Source organism: Acidobacterium sp. S8 (assembly GCF_009765985.1).
In the GTDB taxonomy this organism is placed as follows: Bacteria; Acidobacteriota; Terriglobia; order Terriglobales; family Acidobacteriaceae; genus Alloacidobacterium.
Window position 1 is genome coordinate 17,955 of record NZ_LMUM01000034.1, and the last position, 20,419, is coordinate 38,373.

Sequence of the window (20,419 nt, forward strand, 5' to 3'; positions counted from 1 at the left end):
TCATACCTCCCGGAGAACCCGATTGATCGCCAGGCTGACTGACTGCCAGCGCGACTCTTCTGCACCCAGTTGCTTCTTGCCCGCGGCGGTCAGTTCGTAGATCCGGGCTCGGCGACCGGTGTCTTTCTTGATCCACTCCGCGCGAATCCAGCCCGCTTCCTCCATTCGATGGAGCGCAGGGTAGAGCGAACCCTGTTCTGCGCGCAGCACTTCGCCGGATGTACTGGCGATGGCGGTCATGATGGCGTACCCGTGAAGCCGCGGGCGCCGCGACAATATCTTGAGCACGAGCAAATCGAGTGAACCTTGCAGGGCATCGGTCTTGGGCATAGTCAGATGTCTTTGTATAGATATCTGACTATAAAGTCAAGACGCCCCTCATCTCATGCAAACAACTATGGGCAGAAATGTCAGGACTAGGAGGCGTGCTTCGAGGCGTACTCGATTCCAAGAGCAGCCAAAACGACGAGAATGTTGGCCATGACGACGACAGCGAGAACATTACAAGTGGCACGAAATTTTGTAACGCCGAGGGTCGATGAAAACCAGATTACCTCGACTGCTACATACCAGCAGAAAGCTACGAGAAAGACCAGAAGGCCCGCAATGACATACGGAACTTTCTGGAATTCAACAAGCAGTCCAGCAATAGAAGCAACGAGCGCAAATGGTGCGGCAATGAAACACTGACCATAGAAAAGTGGACGCAACGCCACCCGGTCAATGCGCTTGCCCTGGTGCTTCAGCAGATCAACAGCCATCAGCACGGGAAAAATGTTCAAGAAGCTCACGGTCAGAGTAGCGCAGCATCTCAACCGGGCTCAAAATCGACCGAATCAAAGTTATCGGATAAAAGACGATCCAGCCGACGACCTCATACAGGAAGTCGTCGAGAGATTTGAGCAACTTCATGAAGTCCATGCTGAGTTCCAGTCTGGTCTGAGTTGCACTTGACTGTACCAGATTTGTCTAAGTTCGAATTTGATAGGTAGTTAGCCAAAAATACAACGCCAGTAACTTGATTAAGTCGGCATGTCGGAAATTGGGTCCAAACATCCATTCATCGCATGACCTTGGAGCAACCGTAAGTGAAGCGCTCCCGCGTCAAGCTCACCAAACGATCCCGAGCCTTCAACCTGTGGGACAAAAAAGAAAAGCCCGCGCAAAGGCGCGGCTAGCGGTCTTGAAACTACCTGATTAGCCTTCGGCTGCTTCCCAGTCGCATTCTAGAATCGGAGTTACAGCAACGCGTGCTTTCGGAAAATGAGAATCACTAATCCGAGATGCCAACTATTCGGTAACTTGCGTGATCTCGTTTGTCGCTGAGTAAGTTGGCGATTTGGCACTTGCTGATCCACCGTCGAGATCTTCTCGTCAAAGGCAGATCGACCTCCTCGCCAAGATCTCGAATCCGACATGCGCGAGGCAGCCAAAAAATTCGAGCTCGAAAAGCCGCCAAACTTCGCGACCGAATCAAGCATTTGCGTGACAAGGAGTTTTTTTGTTCAGTTAATCAGTACTCGTACTTTTTGCGCTGTGATCCAGCGATACCTTCAGGATCATTTAGGAAATCAATGAGCTCGCTCAGGATAATGAGGTTACAAACCTTCGCTCCTGCATCTAAATCTGTAAGCACGTGGGTTATACCGTGAAACTGACGCTGATCAGCATTCTCCGGAATTAACAAAGATGTGATGCCGTAACGATCTTTGTATTGCTCTCCGGTCTCCCAAGCCACACAAAGATCGATATCCTTGGCGTTCTTGTTCTGTTCGTCGAAATCTGCAATCAGCCCGTCGAGTGAATACTTGTACTCCAAAATTCTGGGATCGGTCACCCTGCCCTGGAGCGCCTTGGCCGTATCAGCCGGCACTCCTAGCGGATTGCTTTCCGCGCTGTGCGCATACAATTCCGATTTTAGATCAAATGATATTTTGAAGAGCCCGTCATAGGTAAACCTCTCATTCGTCGACATCATATGAAGTCCTCGAATGACACCGCCAGCAATGAGCTGATGGAATAATGCTATTACGTCCTGCTCCCGAGTTGGCTTCGAAGTTATAGACAATTTTTCAGTCGGCTTGAAGAAGTGAACGCTGGCTAGTACGAGCGGTTGAGCACTCTCGTGCTTGAGCATGTCCTTCTTCCAATCTGCAATTTCAAGCTCCCGAACGAAATCAGGAGCTACCCCTGTGTTCGCTTTCAATCGCGTCCGAAATTTCGAGAGCTGGTTTTCCATCAGGGTTCTGGATACGCTCTTTGCGAAATCTGAAAGCTCGCGATGAAATCCTTTGCGGCCTAAATCGGGGGTGTAGTTATCAAAGTGAAATAGGAAATGTACCTGCTGTTGTCGTCCCGTGTATCGAACAAGCGGAACCTGGATAACATCGCCTTGAGGCATGTTGTTTGCAGCTAGCTGTATACCCGGAACCAGAACCTTATAGTTCGGCCTTAATGCCAATGAATCATTGAAACCGGTCCACAATTTTGCCGTGCATCCGAATTCAACGCTGACGGTTGGCGAGTGCTTTTCTATCACGCCCTTTTCTTCGTCGTCGAGAGATGAAGACAGTAGAGTCGCTAATTCAGCGCTTGTCCAGGTGTCGTAAATGAAATCAAGATTGTTGTACTTGTCGGGGAATTTGTATCCGGCGCCATATTTTTCGTGAAGCTCCTCTGCGGCTTTGGCCAACTCCCTGTAGGTTGCGTTCTTCTTGGCCGATTCGTGTAACCAAAAATAAGAAGTCCCTATATGGGATAGTGAAGAGGTAGCGCCATCCTTAACGACTCTTACGTTTATCTTGACTGTCGAATCACGCTTGAAGGAACCAAGACCTGTCTTAATGTCCAGAATCTTGCTCCAGACTTCCGCGTTACTTGCGCCAACCCAAGCGAGTTTTTTGGGGTGGGTCGAATCGTCAAAACGCACCGTCACGGAGACCCCGCGATCTATTTCGTCGAATGCCGAATCAATCTGCGCAGAGTCATCTGGTTCTACCTTGGGGTTATCGCTGTGCGATGCCTCTCCCAGCCATTTGCGAGCGTTAAGTATTCTACCGGACGCTTCGAACCCTGGCACTTTAGTGGAAACACGAATGTAGTTGAATCCATACGCTACGTAAGTTGCTCCGACACCTTTATGCCCTCTGGTGTTTCCCGTTTTAAAAGAAAAATTGGGAGCTAAAAACTGCTGGAATCTGTCTTTATCCAAACCGATTCCATTGTCGGTAACGGTGAGGGAGTTGTCATCCAAATCGATGCGAATATCGAGCCTCGGACTGTATGTGGCTAGCGTACCTGCGGACTTTTCATAATCCGCTCTAGACTCAACCGCATCCAACCCATTCTGTATCAATTCGCAAAATGGGTCATACCACCCCACGTACGAGCTAAGTATGTTTTGTATCTCTCGCTTGAGAGACCCGAGAGCAGCTTCGTTAATAGTAGTGTTCTTGAAAGATAGCGGATCGAACGGGGCAAACGTCATCATCTCTCCGATCGAATCCAGTGTAAATAAATCTGGGTGGGTGGCCCACACCTAACCCAACACCAATCTGGGTGCCCCACATCCCGCTTTTCAAACCTGTGTTCTCAGGATGCCACAGCCGTCACCACCGCCCAATCGATGCTAGAACTGTGACCACATGGACCCCATCCTGACCTCCCGAACCAACGTAGACACCACCTGCGTCCTGGTAAAACCCCAAAATTGCGTCCGGAAACACGTTCCAGAAAAGACGGCAGGTAGCCGCTGGCCCAGTCGGTTTGTCCTCGATTGGCGACTTCAGGCCAATGCACTCCTTGAGCCGCCAACCATGCATGTCCTCAGTGTGAACCATTACTTATCTGTAAAACCGGCATGTCGGAAATGGACTCCGAACATCCATTCGTCGCATGACTTGAACCAACCCCAAGCGAAGCGCTCCCACGTCAAACTCACCAAACGATCCCGAGTCTCTCAGCTTGCCGAAGCAAAAGAAAAAGCCCGCGCAATGGCGGGCTCTCTCGGTTTTTAAAAACTAACCTGATTACGCTTCGGCTGCTTCCAGTTCTTCATCCAAACCATGGCGACGCAGCAGGTTGGGCAAATTCTGCGAAAAAGCCGAGCGCGGCATCACCATATCGCAACCGGCTTCCAGCGCCTTCACCTTCAGGTCGCCCTGCAGATGCGAAAGGAATCCGATCACCGATGTTCCCCGCTTGAACTTCGACTTGATACGCGGAATCAATGTCAGCGGCTTGGCATTCGCATTGTTCAGATCGAAAACAATCAGAGAAGGACGCGCATCTTCCGGCACATCCGCGAGCTTGGCGACGATATCCTTGTCTGCCTTTACAAAGCCGACTTTCACTCCAAGCTTGCGAGCCGTTTCCTGAATCTTGGCAAGAAAGAACAGATCATCAATGAAGCAGAAGATGCGGGTCGGCGCATCCTCGCGCACCGGCGCAGGCGCTAATTCCACCACAGGCTCCTGATGGAATCCGTTGGGATGGAGATTGCCATTCCTGTACTCGATCGTCGAAGGAGGCCCGTCGGCTACATTGCCGTTCGCGGTTCGGTAGCTGTGGTCCATCGGACCGACAAAAACCTGCTGCCTGCGCGGCTTGCTCTTGCGCCGTCCTCCACCCTGCCCGCCGCCATTTCCATTCTTCTGGTATTGCCGGTTCTGGTTGGAGTTCTTCGGCTTTTGTCCCTGTTGCGGCTGATTCTGCTGGTTTGCCTGGGGTGCGCTGGGCTGGCCTTTGGCGCCCTTGCGTCTGCGGCGTCTACGGCGATGCCCTTGGGGTTGCCCCTGCGGTACTTGCTCCTGCGGCACTTGTGCCTGGGGCGGGTTCTGCTCTGTTGTCATGCTTGCACTTCCTGGTGCGTTGACTTGGTTGCAGCGAAATTCCGGCGGAAAGCCGCTGCCGCTTTCTCCGTTATCGGGTTTGCCGGGAGATCAGTGGATACATAACTCCGCTTCAGCTTCGGCGTAAAGGGGATTCAGGTCGTCGAGGGAGGAACCGGATCCAGGCCTGCACTGCGTTGTTGGAGTCCAATATGCGATCTTTCAACTCGCTATCACTTTATATTTGGGTGTTCATCCTGATTGCGCCATCGGAGACGGACCTGAATCGGGATGAGACGCGCCTGTTGAAAATTTTGACTGTCGAGACATGCGGCGAACTTTCCGGATTTTCCCCTCCGGCATCAGCCGCTCGATAGGCAAAGACGATACTACTAGCAAAAGACACGTCTGGCAAGCTTTTGGTTGCAGGAAATTTCGCTTTTCCATGCTGAAACGGAAATGACCGCTCGAAAGCGGTCATTTCTGCCTGTATGATGGCCAATCACTGGCCTCCCTAAAACCCCTCCGCCTTGAAGACGATTGGGTAAAGCACCTCGGCCCGGTCGAAAACTCATCTGGCTTTCGCTCTCAGTCGCCGAGGTATGTGCTTCGTACCTCCGATGTCCATCTGAAAGGCACGTAACGTCGCTGGCACTACTCCTATAAGCAATTCTTATGCCGTACTGATTTTCTTTTGGAATCAATGATTTACGGGATGAAGAAATGAGTGCTTCTTCTGTTTATGGAATGTTGTAGGGCCGCACCTTCACAAATTCATACAATTCGCTGCCATTACTTCTGGCATCCACGGCAATAGTGGGTCCCACGCCCGGCCAGAACCATCCGCTGAATCGGCATACCGCAAGTCGAACATGGTTCCCCGCCGCGCATATATACCTTGTGTTCCAGCTGAAAGAAGCCCCGTTCGCCATCCGCATCCACATAATCCGATACCGACGACCCGCCCAGGGCAATCGCATGGCGCAGAATCTCCTGCAACGCCGCATGCAGCCTCTTCAACTGCTCCCGCGTAAGCCGTCCTGCCATGCGCGTCGGCCGAATCCCTGCCCGAAACAGACTCTCATCGGCATAAATATTCCCCACGCCATGCAGCAGCTTCTGGTTCAGCAGTGCCGCTTTGATCGGCGTCTTCCGATTTTTGAAGAGTCCGGCAAACTCCTCGAAAGAGATCGTCAGCGGTTCCTGCCCCGGCCCGCGAAATCCCTGACCCGCAGCCTCCCGGTGAATCGCCAGCCGCCCAAAGCGTCGCGGATCCACAAACCGAAGCTCCCGCCCCGATCCCAGCCTCAACACCGCGTGCGTATGCGTCTCCACGGGAGCCCCGGCCTCAGCAACCAGCAGTCGGCCCGTCATTCCCAGATGCACAATCCACTGCAAGCCATCCCCGCCTTCAAGATCGAAGACAATGTGCTTGCCGACACGATACACCCGTTCCACCCGTCGTCCACTCAGCGTCGCCGCCATCTCTATCGGACTTGTCTTGAATGGCTCCGGCTTCGATCCCAGCCAAACCGACTCAATCACATCGCCGCGCACACGTTTATCCACACCGGTGGCAACAGTCTCGACTTCAGGAAGCTCAGGCATGGTTTTCTCTTTTTATCTTCGCAGAAGCAGGATGGTTTGGAGAAAACCTGGGTGCCCCATCCTTTCGCACACTTTGCGAAAGGGTGGGAGAGCAAACCATCCAACCGCAAACCGTCATTCTGACGACCTGAGCGAAGTCGAAGAAAAAGACCTCAGCGGTTCAGCCTCTCAAAGTAAAAACCACCCATCCGTGATACACATGCCAGTAAAAGTTTTTCGAAGACAGAAAGCCGCATGTACACTCCCAGAATCCTGAAGATCGTCCCCATTCTCTTCCTCGCGGCAATCCCCACCAGCATCGCCATCGCGCAGTCCCCCCAGCCCTATTCTGCCGCTCCGTGGGAAAACGTTCTCTACGGCGCCGCCTACTACAACGAGTACATGCCCGCAGACCTGCAACCCGGCCGCCTCGATAAAGACATCGCCCTCATGAAGCAGGCCGACATCTCCGTCGTCCGCATGGGCGAGTCCACCTGGAGTCTCTGGGAGCCCGAAGACGGCCGCTTCGAATACGCCTGGATGGACCGCGTCGTCGACGCCATGGGCAAAGCCGGAATCAAAGTCATCCTCGGCACCCCCACTTACTCCATCCCAACGTGGATGTACCACGAGCACCCCGAAGTTCTCGCCGAGCCGCTCACCGGAACCAAGCCCTCCTACGGCATGCGCCAGAACATGGACATTACCAGCCCCACCTTCCGCTTTTACGCGCAACGCCTCATCCGCAACCTCGTCGAGCACTACAAAAATAATCCTTACGTCATCGGCTGGCAGGTCGACAACGAAACCGGCTCCTACAACGCCAACAATTCCGAGGTCTTCACCGGTTTCGTCGATCACCTCAAGCAAAAGTTCGGAACCACCGACAACCTCAACAAAGTCTGGTTCCTCAACTACTGGGGCGAAGACGTCGACGGATGGGAGAACATGCCGCCGCGCCAGAACGCCACCAGCACCGGATACAAACTCGAGTGGTCCCGCTGGCAGCAGATGCGCGTCACAGATTACCTAAGCTGGCAAGCCGCCCTCGTCCGCGAATACCGCCGTCCCGATCAGTTCGTTACGCAGGACTTTTCCGACGCCGTCCACCGCGACGTTAACGAATTTGAAGTCGCCAAGGCTCTCGACATCGTCTCCGTCAATCCCTATCACGGCACGCAGGACCACATGGACGGCGAGATCGAGGCCCAGGCCGGCGACTACTACCGTTCGCTCAAGCACGCCAACTATCTCGTCACCGAAACCAACGCGCAAACTACCTACTGGGCCTCGACCTTCCAGTACCCTCCCTACGATGGCCAGTTACGCCTCGACGTTTACAGCCATCTCTCAAGCGGCGCCAACATGGTCGAGTACTGGCACTGGCACTCCATCCATTCCGGACAGGAAACCTACTGGAAAGGCATCCTCTCGCACGACCTCGAGCCCAACCGCCCCTACGCCGAGGTATCCCGCACTGCGCATGAGCTCCAGAAAATCGGTCCGCATCTCATCGACCTCAAAATCACCAACCAGGTCGCCATCCTCCACAGCGTCGATTCGCTCAACGCCATCGACTTCATGCCCTTCGCCTCCACCGGCCCACGCTGGGCCTTTGGACCCGCCAGCGCCGACTACTCCTCGCTCCTCAATCAGATCCACACAGCTCTCTACAATCTCAACGTAGGCACCGATTTCGTCTTTCCCGAAGACCCCGACTTCTCCAAATACAAAGTCCTCATCGTGCCCATGCTCTACATCGCCGCCGACGCCCTGCTCCAGAAAATCTCCGACTTCGTCAAAGGAGGCGGCCACGTCCTCATGACCTTCAAGAGCGGGTTCGCCAATGAGAACTCCGCCGTTCGCTGGGTGCGCGCCCCCGGCCCCCTGCGCGAAGCCGCCGGATTCAGCTACCAGGAATTTTCGAACTTAGAGAAGCCACTGGCCCTCAAGGACGACCCATTCCACGTCGGAGAAGAAAACAAAGTAAGCTACTGGGCCGAATTCCTAATGCCCGAACACGCCAAAGCGCTGGCATATTATGACCACCCGTTTTTCGGAAAATGGCCCGCCATTACCGAAAACAACTACGGCTCCGGCACGCTCACCTATGAAGGAACCTATCTCACCGACGCATTACAAAAAGCAGTAGTAGAACAAGTCCTCAAAGAAGCGAACTTAACGGGTCCCGATCAGCAGCTCCCCACGCCAGTCCATGTAAAACACGGCATCAACCGCATGGGCAAACAACTCCACTACTACCTCAACTACTCAAGCGACCCACAAACCTTCACCTACTTCTACAAAGCCGGAACCGACTTACTAACCAACAATGCCATCGCGGCATCCGGAAAAATCACATTGCAGCCATGGGACGTAGCTATCGTGGAAGAAAAGTAATGGAAGAAAAGTGATGCACCTCTACTTCATCTAGCTTAAAAAAGAAGCAAACGCGCAACTCATCAAGGCAGGGTATACAGATTTACGCGTGGCAAGAGTGTGGAGCACTCTTCTTACGAGCTGGCGACATTTTCTAAGGAGTCGATGCGACGCGGTGGTGCGGGAGAAAACGTCGCGCGTTTCCTCTTCCCTGAGTCCGAACATATTGCGATAGAGGTTCTCTGTTCCTGGCGTGGTGACCCCATCGGTGTCAAATATTAAATTCATCGCCTGAGCGTGCTCCATAGCTTTCACGCCGAGAAACTTGATCGCATCCGGATGAGGCTTTGGATCGGAACTGTCCGCGGGGACGACACGACGAGTGGACAACCAATAATAACAACGAAACTTGTCCCACACATATACGATGGCGGCGTCGTGAGGGACATTGGGCCTTTCGGGGAGAGCTTCATCCTCGGGAGGTCTTGCTCTCGCGGCAATGGCACGCATCTGCGCTCGGGAAGTTCCTTCCTCTATCAGGGATCTCATGGCATCGAGAGACGAATAGCTTCTTTTCTCTTGCGTCCACAGATTTGCCGCATAGAAGCGCACGAACTCTTCTGCATTGATTTCCAGGCAATCCAATCTCTTGGCCGCTCTCTTAATATGTCCGATATGTTTACTCTTGCGGGTCTCCATTACGTCGGTATTATTGGGATGGCGCACATAGGTAAGTTCAGTCCTATGTTCAAAACCTGCATTCTTAAAAGCGGTCCTCACGAGATCGGCATAACTTACATTTGGATTGCAAATGAAATCTACGGACGACCATCGAGGCAGCTGCTCCAATAATGATTGGAGAACCTCTGCTTGTTGTTTACGGCTCAGCTGCTCGTCAACGATCGGGCCGCCAAGATGCGACCAATGCGGGTCACGCGCCCAGGAAAAGCCTTTCCGGTTTCTCGATATGATATAGGGCAGTCTCCCAACAACGACGTTACCATCGAAAACCTTCAGTTCTCGATAACGGGAAGATCCGCACGCAGCCTCAATCCACCAATCCTGGTTAAAGATGGGGAGATCAGATTGGTCAATGCCGGGGAGTGGATGCGCTCCCAAAGGGCTGGAATGTCGGGGCATAAATATCATTGGCCCTCATCTTGGATTTTGGTCAGGGCCCCGGCCGCATCCCCCGTATGCCACCGCCGCACTTAGAGCACGGATTTTGTCATTCTTGAAGCCAACTGGTGATAAGCAGCATAAGAAGGTTTCAACTGTTAAAAATTGTCCGCATGAATTCATGCCTCTATCGAGTGGATGCGTCGAGGATCATGCCCGTTGCTTTCCTCACCGATTTTCATCGGATACGAATGTTGCACTCGGCGGCCAGTCCCACATCTCTTTTGGATGCAACTGTGGCCCATTCAAGCCGCCTTTAGCTTGAATGGGACATTTCAGATAAGCTCTGTCAAAACTTACGCATGCCAGAGAATACCCACCCTTGGATGAAGCTCCGCTGCCATCTCAACGGCTCAGGCAGGGAGCAAACCCTCACCTGCCTCCACAATCTCGGAACCGACTTACTTAATCAAACAACACCATCGCCGCATCCGAAAAGATCACGTTGCAATCATGGGACGTCGCCATGATTGAAGAGACATAAAATTAGAAAAGTGATTTTTGTTGGTGCCAACTACTCTCTCATCGGCCTGTCGCATTTTGCTTTCCAGCCTTATGCAGCGAGGCCAGTGAGCTGTCAGAGTTAGCCCTGTCATCTATCTTGTTGTGTCGAAGCAGCTCGGCAGTTCTGCCTGTACCGGGCACATAGACTGCTTCTAGAGTCTGGCGTCCGTCGGAATCGTCAAAGGTCACGCTTCCTTTTGATCCCAGCCGGCTGTCGTCTTCAGGACGCACCGTTACGAATCTCTGTCCTCCTCCATTCACATTGCGAATGGAAAGAGTCCACGCAGATAACAGAGTGAACTCGTATGTCCCAGCCGGATAGGATTGGCTGCCGGCAATGAAGGCAACTGGAGTAGTTACGATAATCGTTTGGGCTCCGGCGTTCTGCGTGCTCAGAGCTGACATGCCGCTCATAGTAATGGCTGCAAGAACTAACTTGAGGAATATAGAAGTAAGCTTTTCACGACTCATGGTGCGCTCCTTACCGCGCAGCCAATGGATATCTGCGCAGTAACTCGATTTCAGCATCGGACATGAAGGAGTGCGATAAACATTAGTTAAGCTGAATTAAGTTTTGTAAAGCATTGTTGATGAAATGGTCCACTTAGTAAGACACCCTACAACTTATGGGCTGGCGTCCCATATCTTAAACATGGGCATCCCATGTGTCGCTTTTAAGATATGGGATCATCCTTATTTTTTGATAGAAGCAACAGGCACCCATCCTTTCGCATATTTTTGCGAAAGGGTGGGAAAGCAATATTCTTCAAGCCGCACTCCCAAAGCCAAGAGAGGCGCCGAAGCGCCTCCCGGGTAGAAGCACCGGCCTTTAGGCCGGGGAAATACTCAAGCGATCGGATAGTTCTCTACTGAGCAGTCGTTGCCTTGTCTGCGACTTGTCGGATGGACGCAGCCCGCACAGTCGCAACCCTCGACCTGTTCACAATGGATTTCAGCATCATTTCCGCCCGCGATGAAAGACAGACGCCGAATGATCCTTTCCCTGAACCGTAAGTAGAGCGGCCATGCGAGGGGCGGGAACCGATAGCCACGATGACGATCAGGACGGCCGCGAAAATAGCGAAACGGCGCATAGGTCGATCCTCTGGAGGACGATACGGGGGCTGTGTCATAGCAATTCCTCAAAACCTTCAGAAACAGATAAGAGCACGCAATAGGCCAAATATTATGGCGCGCAACCTCTCTGAAACCAACAGAAATCCCGGACATTCAAAAAAGGACTGTCCGTTCTAGGGTCAAAGCTATTCAAAAGTGGACACAGCCCGGGTGCCCAGGTTCGCGAGGCTAACCTGGGTTAAGGAAAGCACTCCCCTAAACCCACACTCCGAAACCCAAAAGAGCCGCGGAGGCGCCTCCAGAAGAAGCCGGGTGCCCCATCCTTTCGCATACTTTGCGGAAGGGTGGGAGAGCAATACACTCCAAACTCTATTCCCAAACCCAAAAGAGCCGCGAAAGCGCCTCTTCGATAGAAACCCCGAGAGATCCCTCAAACCTCGCAGCGTTATGCGTTTTTCAGATAGAAGCATCGTGGTTTAGCCCAGTGAAAAAAGGCTCGAACGCAGAAGGGGCTTCAGCCCGGGGCCTCTCCCGCCATATATACATCTACTTCTCGCTGCTCGGAGGCGTCAGCCCCTTCAGCCGCATATACAAAGCCAGCGTCGCATACTGCTCGTTGTCATGCGCGACATTTCCCCACGCAATCCCCAGCCGTGAGCGCTTCGCCTGACCGGCCTGCACCATCTCCGTCATATTCGCATCGTTCAGCGCGGCATAAGCCTTATCGCATTCGGCAAACGAAGCCTTCAGCGCTTCCACAATCGTCGCTTTGTCCGCCGTCTCCGCGGGAGCCTCTTTCGCCGCAGCGCCGCCATTCAATGCGCCACAGCCGTGCAGCTGCGCCTCCGTCACGTGATTCACAACGCGGGCAAAGGTGCGGATATCCGGCGTCGGCTTGTAACTGTAGTTTTCCGCCGGCATATTGTCGGCCGATTTGATGATGTTGGTCTTCACCGCCGCATACCGCGCCTGAACTTCAGCGGCCAATGCATTCGCCGTCGCTGCCTGTCCAAACATCGCCGCTGGAGCCATCAGTCCAGCCAGCGCCGCCACCGCACATACCGCTTTCATCGCTTGCATTAGTCCTTCACCTCGCACCTAGGCTAACACTGCCCGAATCCGTGAGACACGACAGATTTTGGCGCACCCGCCAGCCGCGTATATCATAGGTATTTGGCCCCCACCCGGCACACGCTTTCTACGCTCCACCTCATTTCGGGAAGGCAAAATCGCAAGCGGCAACGTGTGTCAGGCAGGCTCTAGTTCAAGACAGGTACAAAGATAGATGCGAGCAAAAACAGCAGTCGTACTCGGCGCCCAGTGGGGCGATGAAGGCAAAGGCAAGATCGTCGATGTGCTCTCCGAGCGCTTTTCCGTTGTAGCCCGCTACGCAGGCGGCCACAACGCCGGACACACCGTCATCATCGGCGGCAAGAAGTTCATCCTCCAACTTATTCCCTGCGGCATCCTGCGCCCCGGCTCCAAGGCCGTCATCGGCAACGGTGTTGTGCTCGACCCGATGGCCTTCCTTAAGGAAGTCGGCAAGCTGCGTGACCTCGGTGTTAACGTAGACAATCAGATCTTCGTCTCCAACCGCGCGCAGGTCATCCTCGAATACCACCGCATGATCGAGCTTGCCGCGGAAAGCGCGCCCGGACGCCAGCGCATCGGCACCACCAGCCGCGGCATCGGCCCGGCGTACGAAGACAAGATGGCACGCAACGGCCTCCGCGTCGTCGATTTGCTGAACACGAACCTGCTGAAGACGCACATCGAGAACGCCTGCCACGAAAAAAATACCATCGCCAACGCGCTCTTCGGAGCGAAGCCGCTCGACCCGGCGAAAATGTACGAAGAGTATGCTCACGCCGCCGAGCAGATCGCGCCCTTCGTGACCGACACAGCCTTCATGCTCAACAAGGCCATCGACAACGGCGGCAGCGTGATGTTTGAAGGCGCGCAGGGAACGATGCTCGACATCGACCACGGCACTTATCCGTTCGTGACTTCATCCTCAGCCACCGCAGGCGGAGCCGTTACCGGAACCGGAGTCGGCCCGACGAAAATCGGCACAGTTATCGGCGTGACCAAAGCATATGTCACCCGCGTCGGCGAAGGCCCATTCCCAACTGAAATCTTCGACGAATCCGGCGAGCTGCTCCGCGCACGCGGACAGGAGTTCGGCGCTGTTACCGGTCGCCCACGCCGTTGCGGATGGCTCGATCTGCCGCTGCTGCGCTACTCGAACCAGGTCAACGGCACCGAGTGGCTGGTCGTCACCAAGCTCGACGTGCTCGATGCCTTCGAAGAAATCCCTGTCTGCACCGGCTATAAGATCGACGGCAAGCTCATCGACACTATGCCCGCCGATGTGCGCGGTATCGAATCCATTGAGTGCGTTTATACGAAGCTCAAGGGCTGGAACGAATCGACCGAAGGCATCACCGAATTCGATAAGCTGCCGAAGATCGCGCAGGATTATCTCCGCTTCCTCGAAAAGGAATCCGGCGCAAAAATCGGCATGATTTCGACAGGCCCGGACCGCGATCAGACCATGCTGATGCCTGAATTTGCAGCAGCGTTGAACGAACTTCATTCCTAACCGAGGCGCTAAACTCCTTCATGCTATTACTCGGCGCGGAGTGCCTCCGTCGGATTGACGGAGGCAGCCCGGCGTGCGGGTAAGCTTACCGCCAGGACTGCGATTCCAACCAGCACCCCGATTGTGATCGAAACAGAAAGCGGGTCTGCTGCGCTGGTGTTGAACAGCAGCCCGCTCAGCAGCCGTGCGCCGGCAAAGCCAACCGCCAGACCAGCCACAATGCCGGAGGCAATAAATACTGCGGCCTGCTGCAGCACCAGTCGCAGAATATCTGCTCGCCGCGCCCCTACCGCCATGCGCACGCCGATCTCTCTCGTTCGCTGCTCGACGGAATACGCAAGCACTCCGTAAATACCGATGGCTGCAAGCAACACCGCTATTACGGCAAAGATGCCGAGCAGCACTGCCGTCATTCTCTGTCGCGCAAGCGAATCGGAAAGAATCTCATCGACAGCGTGGACATTGTAGATAGCGACATTCGGATCTGACTCACGCACTGCGTTGCTTACCAGAGGCACAATGCTCAGTGGAGCTGCTCCGGTACGCACCAGCAGCACCGCGTGCAAGCCGTATCCCTGAAGATAGATTTCCGGCTGCGGCTCGGTTTCCACTCCCAGATCATGCGCGTTTGCAACCACGCCAACGACGGGAATGCTGGAAGGCTGCGGACTCATGACGTCGATAAGAACGTGCGCACCAATGGGATTTCTTCCTGAGAGATGCCGGTGCGCGAATGCCTGATTGACGACAAAGAAACTCGCTTGCGAATCGACATCTTTCTGATCAAAGACCCGGCCCTGCTCGAGCGCAATTCCCATGGTGCGGAAGAAGTCAGGACTGACAAAACGAAGCTGCGCATAGGGAAACGATCCTAGAGCGAGCGGCGGAGCGCCTTCGATCAAAAAACGCGTCATGAGTATGGATGGATTCAGCGGCACCGCAGTCGTGCTCCCCACAGAAATGACGCCCGGAGAATGAGAGATTTTTTCTATCAGCTGCTCATAGAGCTGAGTTGTCGCTGTGCTGCTGTCCTGATAGCGCGGCTCCGGCAGAGTGATTTCAAAGCTGAGCAAATGGTCTGTGCGAAAGCCAGGATCAATGGCGATAAGCTTCTGAAAGCTCCGGACGACGAGCGTGCCAAGAAACAGGACAATCACAGCGATAGCAATCTCTCCGGCAATCAGTGCGCCGCGTCTGCGCCTGCTGGCCGGAGTGCTTCTGCGATCGCCGGGGCGAAAAGCTCCCGCGAGGCTGGAAAAAGTTTTTGTGACCGGGAGCACGCCAAAGACAATCGCTGTAAGCGCACAGGTGCCAAGCGTGAGCAGCAGCACCGGAATGTTCATCCCAATGGATTGAACCAGAGAAAGATCCACGCCTGAGGTATGCGAGAGCGCGAGACGCAGCAGCGGTAAGGCAAGCCACGCAAGGGCTGTTCCCAACCCGCCTCCCACCAGGCAAAGGATCGCGGTCTGAGCCAGAAATTGCGAAAAGAGGCGGCGGCGATCTGCGCCAAGAGCCTGGCGAATGGCGATTTCGCGCTGATCTGCCGTAGCACGCACCATGATGAGGTTGGCGACGTTTGTGCACGCAATCAGCAGCACCAGCAGGACTGCTCCCATAAGGCTGAGGATTGCCGGACGCAGTGCGCCTACCAGCTGCTCTCGCAGTGGCTTGAGAGTCACGCCCTCCAGACGGTTGGTCGCGGGATACGCTGCTGATATGCGAGATGCAATCGTCTGCATGTCAGTTCTGGCCTCAGTCAATCCAACATCCGTCCGCAGCCGGCCCAGCACATTCACCGAGTGCCACACGCGCGAAGCCTGCGTCGCCGAATCGAGCAGCGAAAGCGGTAGCCATACTTCGCCTTCGGCAGGATATGAAGCACCTGGCGGCAGCACGCCCACGACCGTATAACTCGCACCATTCAGGTCGATGCTGCGCCCGACAACATTCGCATCACCACCAAAGTAGCGCCGCCATGCCGTCGCACTCAGCATGGCGACGTGGTCGCTTCCCGGCTTTTCATCTTGTTCAGTCAACGTGCGCCCAATGAATGGAGACACTCCGAGCACAGAGAAGAAATTGCCCGAGGCGAGCACCCTGTGCACCTGTTCTCCGTGGCCATTCATAACCAGCGAGACGGTGCCGGGGTTCACGACTGAATAAGCGGCGATTTGCTCGAAACTCTTCTGTTGCGCGCGCCAATCCAGGTAGTCGGGATAGGTGGCTTCTGCGCCTCCTGCAACCTGCGGATGTGTCTCAAGGATTGCGACGATTCGACCCGCGTCATGGAAGGGAAGAGTCTGCAGCAGAAGCCCGTAAATCACGCTGAAGATGGCTGTGTTCGCTCCGACGCCAAGCGCCAGCGTCAGAATAGCGGTGAAGGCAAATCCCGGTGATTTAAACAGCTGGCGTAGTGCGTAACGCAGATTCCGCAAAAGCGTGTGCATGGTTCTCTACCTCGAAAGGAAGGCACGGGCAAATTATCAACCGCGCATCCTTCCCATTTCCATGAGATTCGTGATGTTTTGACGGAAATGAGCCAGCCCGATGCTGACCTTGTGAAGCTGCTCTGAGGCCTTCCAAAGGCTTACACTGGAAGCATGACCACTGCCGCACTTGCCACGGAACAACTGACCCACGAACAGAAACTCGACCGTCTCGCCGAAGTCGCCGTCCGCGTTGGACTGGGACTCGAGCGCGGGCAGGAACTGGTGATGACTGCCTCGCTCGATGCGCTGCCGCTCGCGCGCCGCATCACCGAACACGCGTATCGCGCCGGTGCTTCGCTGGTGACGACACTGTTTAGTGACGACGAAACAGCGCTGATGCGCTACAAATTTGCATCCGACGAGAGCTTCGATCGCGCTCCCGCATGGCTCTATGACGGCATGGGCACTGCATTCCGAAGCGGCGCCGCACGGCTGGCGATTGCGGGTGCGAATCCGTCACTGCTTTCGAACGAAGATCCGGACAAAGTGGGCCGCGCCAACCGCGCTGTTTCAAAAGCTTACCGGCCTGCGCTCGAGCTGATTACGCGCCACGAAATCAACTGGACGATCGTGGCCAGCGCCACGCCAGCATGGGCTGCGGCGATGTTTCCGAACGATACTCTCGAAGTCGCGCTTGCGAAGTTATGGGACGCGATCTTTGCATCCTCACGCGTCGACACTGAAGATCCGGTTGCGGCGTGGAAGACGCATGATGCGGGGCTACACAAGCGCGCCGCTTATCTGAACGAAAAGCGTTATTCCGCATTGCAGTATCGCGGACCGGGAACGGACTTCCGCCTCGGGCTTGCCGATGACCATCTCTGGCTCGGCGGCGGCACGACTGCCGGAAACGGCGCTTACTGCATTCCGAACATGCCGACCGAAGAGGTCTTCAGCACTCCGCATAAAGACCGCGCCGATGGTGTCGTAACAGCTACCAAGCCGCTCTCGCATCAGGGCACGATGATTGAAGGCATACAAGTGCGTTTTGAAGCCGGCCGCATCGTTGAAGCGAAGGCAACTAAAGGTCAGGAAGTCCTGCAGAAGCTGATCGACACCGACGATGGTGCTCGCCGGCTGGGCGAGGTGGCGCTGGTGCCGCATTCATCTCCGATTGCAGCCAGCGGATTGCTTTTCTTCAATACTCTCTTTGACGAAAATGCTGCATGCCACATCGCGCTGGGACAGGCTTACAGCTCGTGCCTGATCGATGGCGATAAGCTCACTCCGGAGCAACTGGCTGCCAAGGGTGCGAATGACAGCCTGATCCATGTGGACTGGATGATCGGCTCGGACAAACTGGATATCGACGGTATTACGGCTTATGGCGCGACGGAGCCATTGATGCGCCGAGGTGAATGGGTATAGCAGCAGAATGTTCTGAGTAGTAAAGAATTCTGATCTGTACATAAAGTCTAAGCACAGATCGGAATTCTGCTGTATCCTTGAGGGTTCCCCTTCCTCCCCTGCCATGACAAATATTTACGGCGTCGCAGGGTATGAAAGCCAGCAATCTCAATTCGAGATTGGGCCCTTCGTTCCATGAATCGGTAAATCTGGATTTTCTGCGTTCCGTCGCTGTCCTGACAGTCTTCGGAACCCACTACTACGACATCCGAAACGGGGCCGGAGCGTTGTGGAGTATTCCCTGGCATCTGGGTCAACTTGGCGTGCTGATTTTTTTCGTGCACACCTCCCTGGTATTGATGTGGTCGCTTGAACGCACGTCGATTCGGGAACAGCGGCTGGTCACGCCATTTTATGTGCGCCGGGCCTTCCGCATTTATCCCTTGAGTATGGTGTGTGTTCTTTTCGCGTATTTTCTTGACGCGCAATGGTCGCCGGTCAATTTCTGGCAGAATCTTACGCTCACGCAATATGTGTTCTTCCATGGCAAACCAACGTTTCCACCGACCATTACGCCGCTGTGGACATTGCCTCTCGAAATTGAAATGTACGTCGCGCTGCCAATACTTTTTCTTCTTCTCCGGCATCGCCCTGTAAAGCTTCTTGTGGCTCTTTGGGCAGCTTTCATCGCTGCTGCATGCGTATTGCCGCGTTTTGGCGATGGGTTGACAATTTTTCGATATGTACCTTGTTTTTTCGGTGGCGTCATGGCTTGGCGACTTATGCGCCAGCGTGACAATCGACAGTTTCCAGGGTGGCTGTGGCCTGCAGCGATTGCAGCAGTTTCATGCGTCTGGATGCTCGCCACCGAAAAGTATCTGCCATTTTTCATTGCCGCTTTAGGAGTTTCTCTGGGGCTGGTTATTCCGTTGTTTCGTGAAATGCAATCGAAAGCAGTACGCTCTGCTGCAAAAATCGTTGCGCGTTACAGCTATGGCATCTATCTCTCGCATTTTCCCATCATGCTGTATGTCATAAGCAGTCCTCACTATCGTTGGTTCAAAGTCATTCCTCCTATGCCTCTCATCCGGCATCACGGCGGCCCGATTCATGTCTTGTTGGTGACGGCCCTCACCTGCGTTGCATCACTTGTGCTGTACCACGGAATCGAAGAGCCTGGAATCCGCCTTGGAAGAATCATGGCGCGGCAGACTGCCCGCAAGCCTCTTTCCCGCGAAGCGATTTCTGTTCGCGGAGAGAGCGCACACATCCGCTGATCGAATGCACGTAAATTGGCAGCCTGAAGGCGGGTGAAACGCACATCCCTGTTGCCCGCCCGAGGGGAGCGCAGAGCAGTGTATGAATCCATGTTCGTTCTTGTCCATCCAATTGGCACAGGAGAGGCTGAACGATGCCAAAGGCAATTCGCTTTCATGAGATTGGTGGACCGGAAGTATTGCGGTTCGAGGAGATCGCAAAACCAGAGCCGGGTAGAGGTGAAGTCCGGCTCAAGGTGCAGGCGATCGGGCTGAACCGTGCCGAATCGATGTTTTATCGCGGCCAATACATTTATCAGCCCAAGCTGCCTGCCGGACTGGGTTACGAAGCGTCAGGCGTGGTAGAAGCAGTGGGGCCGGATGCCGATAAGAGCTGGATCGGCAAATCGGTCTCTACTATACCGGCTTTTTCTCTGAATGAATACGGTATGGTCGGCGAGGAGGTCATTGCTCCGATAGTGGCGCTTGCCGAGTATCCGGCGAATCTCTCAGTGGTCGAGAGTGCAGCAATCTGGATGCAGTATGTGACGGCCTACGGCGCTCTGATCGGAATTGCTGGTGTAAAAAAAGGCGACTTTGTTGTGATTTCCGCCGCGTCGAGTAGCGTCGGCATTGCCGCGATTGAAATTGCCAAAGCAGAAGGCGCAGTTTCGATCGCTACGACGCGAACCAGCCAGAAAAAAGCTGAGCTGAAAGAGTTAGGCGCCGATCATGTAATCGCCACCGAGGAAGAGGATTTTGTCGCTCACGTTCAGGAGATTACCGGAGGGAAGGGAGCCCGGGTGATCTTCGATCCGGTTGCCGGGCCGTTTCTTGAAAAACTGGCCGATGCCGTGGCGCCGGGCGGAATTATTTTTCAGTATGGTGCGTTGTCATTGCAGCCTACCCCTTTGCCGCTGGTCACGATCCTGGTAAAAGGGGTTTCAGTTCGCGGCTATACGCTGATGGAATTTACCCGCGTCCCGGAGAAGCTGGCTCCGGCCAAGAAATATGTCTACGACCGTTTGGCCGATGGGCGATTTACGCCGCGGATTGCGAAGACATTTCCGTTTGCGCAGACGGTGGAGGCTTACAAGTATCTGGAGTCGAATGCGCAGGTAGGGAAGATTGTCGTTACCGTTCCTTAGTGTTCAAACATACAGTTGA

General features: G+C 54.5%; 15 protein-coding genes. 5 read left to right on the forward strand and 10 right to left on the reverse strand.

From position 1 onward, the window contains the following. From GSQ86_RS15275 to GSQ86_RS15300, 5 genes are all read right to left on the reverse strand, one after another. Complete coding sequence (locus GSQ86_RS15275) at window positions 1-330, reverse strand: PadR family transcriptional regulator (protein WP_158750820.1); 330 nt, start codon at window positions 328-330, stop codon at window positions 1-3. A gap of 86 nt (window positions 331-416) precedes the next feature. Then, a complete protein-coding gene (locus GSQ86_RS15280; RefSeq protein ID WP_158750821.1) occupies window positions 417-782 on the reverse strand; it encodes a hypothetical protein in 366 nt (121 codons plus the stop codon). A gap of 731 nt (window positions 783-1,513) precedes the next feature. Further along, window positions 1,514-3,490, reverse strand: coding sequence for a hypothetical protein (locus GSQ86_RS15290; protein ID WP_158750823.1), 1,977 nt, complete (start codon window positions 3,488-3,490; stop codon window positions 1,514-1,516). A gap of 538 nt (window positions 3,491-4,028) precedes the next feature. Further along, a complete protein-coding gene (locus tag GSQ86_RS15295) occupies window positions 4,029-4,850 on the reverse strand; it encodes a response regulator (protein ID WP_158750824.1) in 822 nt (273 codons plus the stop codon). A gap of 771 nt (window positions 4,851-5,621) precedes the next feature. Then, a complete protein-coding gene (locus GSQ86_RS15300; protein WP_158750825.1) occupies window positions 5,622-6,437 on the reverse strand; it encodes a DNA-formamidopyrimidine glycosylase in 816 nt (271 codons plus the stop codon). 234 nt (window positions 6,438-6,671) lie between these two features. Between GSQ86_RS15300 and GSQ86_RS15305 the strand changes: the two genes are divergently transcribed. Beyond that, the gene (locus tag GSQ86_RS15305; RefSeq protein WP_158750826.1) at window positions 6,672-8,816 is read left to right on the forward strand and encodes a beta-galactosidase; all 2,145 of its coding nucleotides are present in this window, start codon (window positions 6,672-6,674) and stop codon (window positions 8,814-8,816) included. 30 nt (window positions 8,817-8,846) lie between these two features. On the opposite strand, the gene GSQ86_RS15310 is transcribed toward GSQ86_RS15305, so the two are convergent. The 4 genes from GSQ86_RS15310 to GSQ86_RS15325 all read right to left on the reverse strand — a co-directional run bounded on the left by GSQ86_RS15310 (window position 8,847) and on the right by GSQ86_RS15325 (window position 12,635). Further along, window positions 8,847-9,935, reverse strand: coding sequence for a hypothetical protein (locus GSQ86_RS15310; protein ID WP_158750827.1), 1,089 nt, complete (start codon window positions 9,933-9,935; stop codon window positions 8,847-8,849). Between the two features lie 561 nt (window positions 9,936-10,496). Continuing rightward, the gene (locus GSQ86_RS15315) at window positions 10,497-10,949 is read right to left on the reverse strand and encodes a hypothetical protein (protein WP_158750828.1); all 453 of its coding nucleotides are present in this window, start codon (window positions 10,947-10,949) and stop codon (window positions 10,497-10,499) included. A gap of 395 nt (window positions 10,950-11,344) precedes the next feature. Continuing rightward, window positions 11,345-11,611 (reverse strand): hypothetical protein, encoded by a 267-nt coding sequence (locus GSQ86_RS15320; RefSeq protein WP_158750829.1) that lies wholly within the window; start codon window positions 11,609-11,611, stop codon window positions 11,345-11,347. A 490-nt stretch (window positions 11,612-12,101) separates the two neighbouring features. Then, window positions 12,102-12,635: a DinB family protein gene (locus tag GSQ86_RS15325; RefSeq protein WP_158750830.1), complete on the reverse strand. Its 534-nt coding sequence runs from the start codon at window positions 12,633-12,635 to the stop codon at window positions 12,102-12,104. Window positions 12,636-12,840: 205 nt separating this feature from the next. Between GSQ86_RS15325 and GSQ86_RS15330 the strand changes: the two genes are divergently transcribed. Further along, a complete protein-coding gene (locus GSQ86_RS15330; protein WP_158750831.1) occupies window positions 12,841-14,157 on the forward strand; it encodes an adenylosuccinate synthase in 1,317 nt (438 codons plus the stop codon). A gap of 26 nt (window positions 14,158-14,183) precedes the next feature. Here the strand turns inward: GSQ86_RS15330 and GSQ86_RS15335 are convergent, their stop codons facing one another. Beyond that, window positions 14,184-16,607 carry an ABC transporter permease gene (locus tag GSQ86_RS15335; protein WP_158750832.1) on the reverse strand — a complete coding sequence of 808 codons (2,424 nt, stop codon included), beginning with the start codon at window positions 16,605-16,607 and terminating at the stop codon, window positions 14,184-14,186. A gap of 153 nt (window positions 16,608-16,760) precedes the next feature. On the opposite strand from GSQ86_RS15335, the gene GSQ86_RS15340 reads away from it, so the two are divergent. The 3 genes from GSQ86_RS15340 to GSQ86_RS15350 all read left to right on the forward strand — a co-directional run bounded on the left by GSQ86_RS15340 (window position 16,761) and on the right by GSQ86_RS15350 (window position 20,400). Further along, entirely contained in the window at window positions 16,761-18,017 is a 1,257-nt protein-coding gene (locus tag GSQ86_RS15340) for an aminopeptidase (RefSeq protein ID WP_158750833.1), read from the forward strand. A gap of 131 nt (window positions 18,018-18,148) precedes the next feature. Then, window positions 18,149-19,273, forward strand: coding sequence for an acyltransferase (locus GSQ86_RS15345; RefSeq protein ID WP_158750834.1), 1,125 nt, complete (start codon window positions 18,149-18,151; stop codon window positions 19,271-19,273). A 134-nt stretch (window positions 19,274-19,407) separates the two neighbouring features. After that, complete coding sequence (locus GSQ86_RS15350) at window positions 19,408-20,400, forward strand: zinc-dependent alcohol dehydrogenase family protein (protein ID WP_158750835.1); 993 nt, start codon at window positions 19,408-19,410, stop codon at window positions 20,398-20,400. Window positions 20,401-20,419: the final 19 nt, after the last annotated feature.

Coding starts and splice junctions, on each gene's coding strand:
- GSQ86_RS15345 (WP_158750834.1), top strand. CDS start 18,149: ATGAAAGCCAGCAATCTCAATTCGAGATTGGGCCCTTCGTTCCATGAA.
- GSQ86_RS15295 (WP_158750824.1), bottom strand. CDS start 4,850: ATGACAACAGAGCAGAACCCGCCCCAGGCACAAGTGCCGCAGGAGCAA.
- GSQ86_RS15315 (WP_158750828.1), bottom strand. CDS start 10,949: ATGAGTCGTGAAAAGCTTACTTCTATATTCCTCAAGTTAGTTCTTGCA.
- GSQ86_RS15325 (WP_158750830.1), bottom strand. CDS start 12,635: ATGCAAGCGATGAAAGCGGTATGTGCGGTGGCGGCGCTGGCTGGACTG.
- GSQ86_RS15340 (WP_158750833.1), top strand. CDS start 16,761: ATGACCACTGCCGCACTTGCCACGGAACAACTGACCCACGAACAGAAA.
- GSQ86_RS15290 (WP_158750823.1), bottom strand. CDS start 3,490: ATGATGACGTTTGCCCCGTTCGATCCGCTATCTTTCAAGAACACTACT.
- GSQ86_RS15275 (WP_158750820.1), bottom strand. CDS start 330: ATGCCCAAGACCGATGCCCTGCAAGGTTCACTCGATTTGCTCGTGCTC.
- GSQ86_RS15330 (WP_158750831.1), top strand. CDS start 12,841: ATGCGAGCAAAAACAGCAGTCGTACTCGGCGCCCAGTGGGGCGATGAA.
- GSQ86_RS15300 (WP_158750825.1), bottom strand. CDS start 6,437: ATGCCTGAGCTTCCTGAAGTCGAGACTGTTGCCACCGGTGTGGATAAA.
- GSQ86_RS15310 (WP_158750827.1), bottom strand. CDS start 9,935: ATGCCCCGACATTCCAGCCCTTTGGGAGCGCATCCACTCCCCGGCATT.
- GSQ86_RS15335 (WP_158750832.1), bottom strand. CDS start 16,607: ATGCACACGCTTTTGCGGAATCTGCGTTACGCACTACGCCAGCTGTTT.
- GSQ86_RS15320 (WP_158750829.1), bottom strand. CDS start 11,611: ATGACACAGCCCCCGTATCGTCCTCCAGAGGATCGACCTATGCGCCGT.
- GSQ86_RS15305 (WP_158750826.1), top strand. CDS start 6,672: ATGTACACTCCCAGAATCCTGAAGATCGTCCCCATTCTCTTCCTCGCG.
- GSQ86_RS15350 (WP_158750835.1), top strand. CDS start 19,408: ATGCCAAAGGCAATTCGCTTTCATGAGATTGGTGGACCGGAAGTATTG.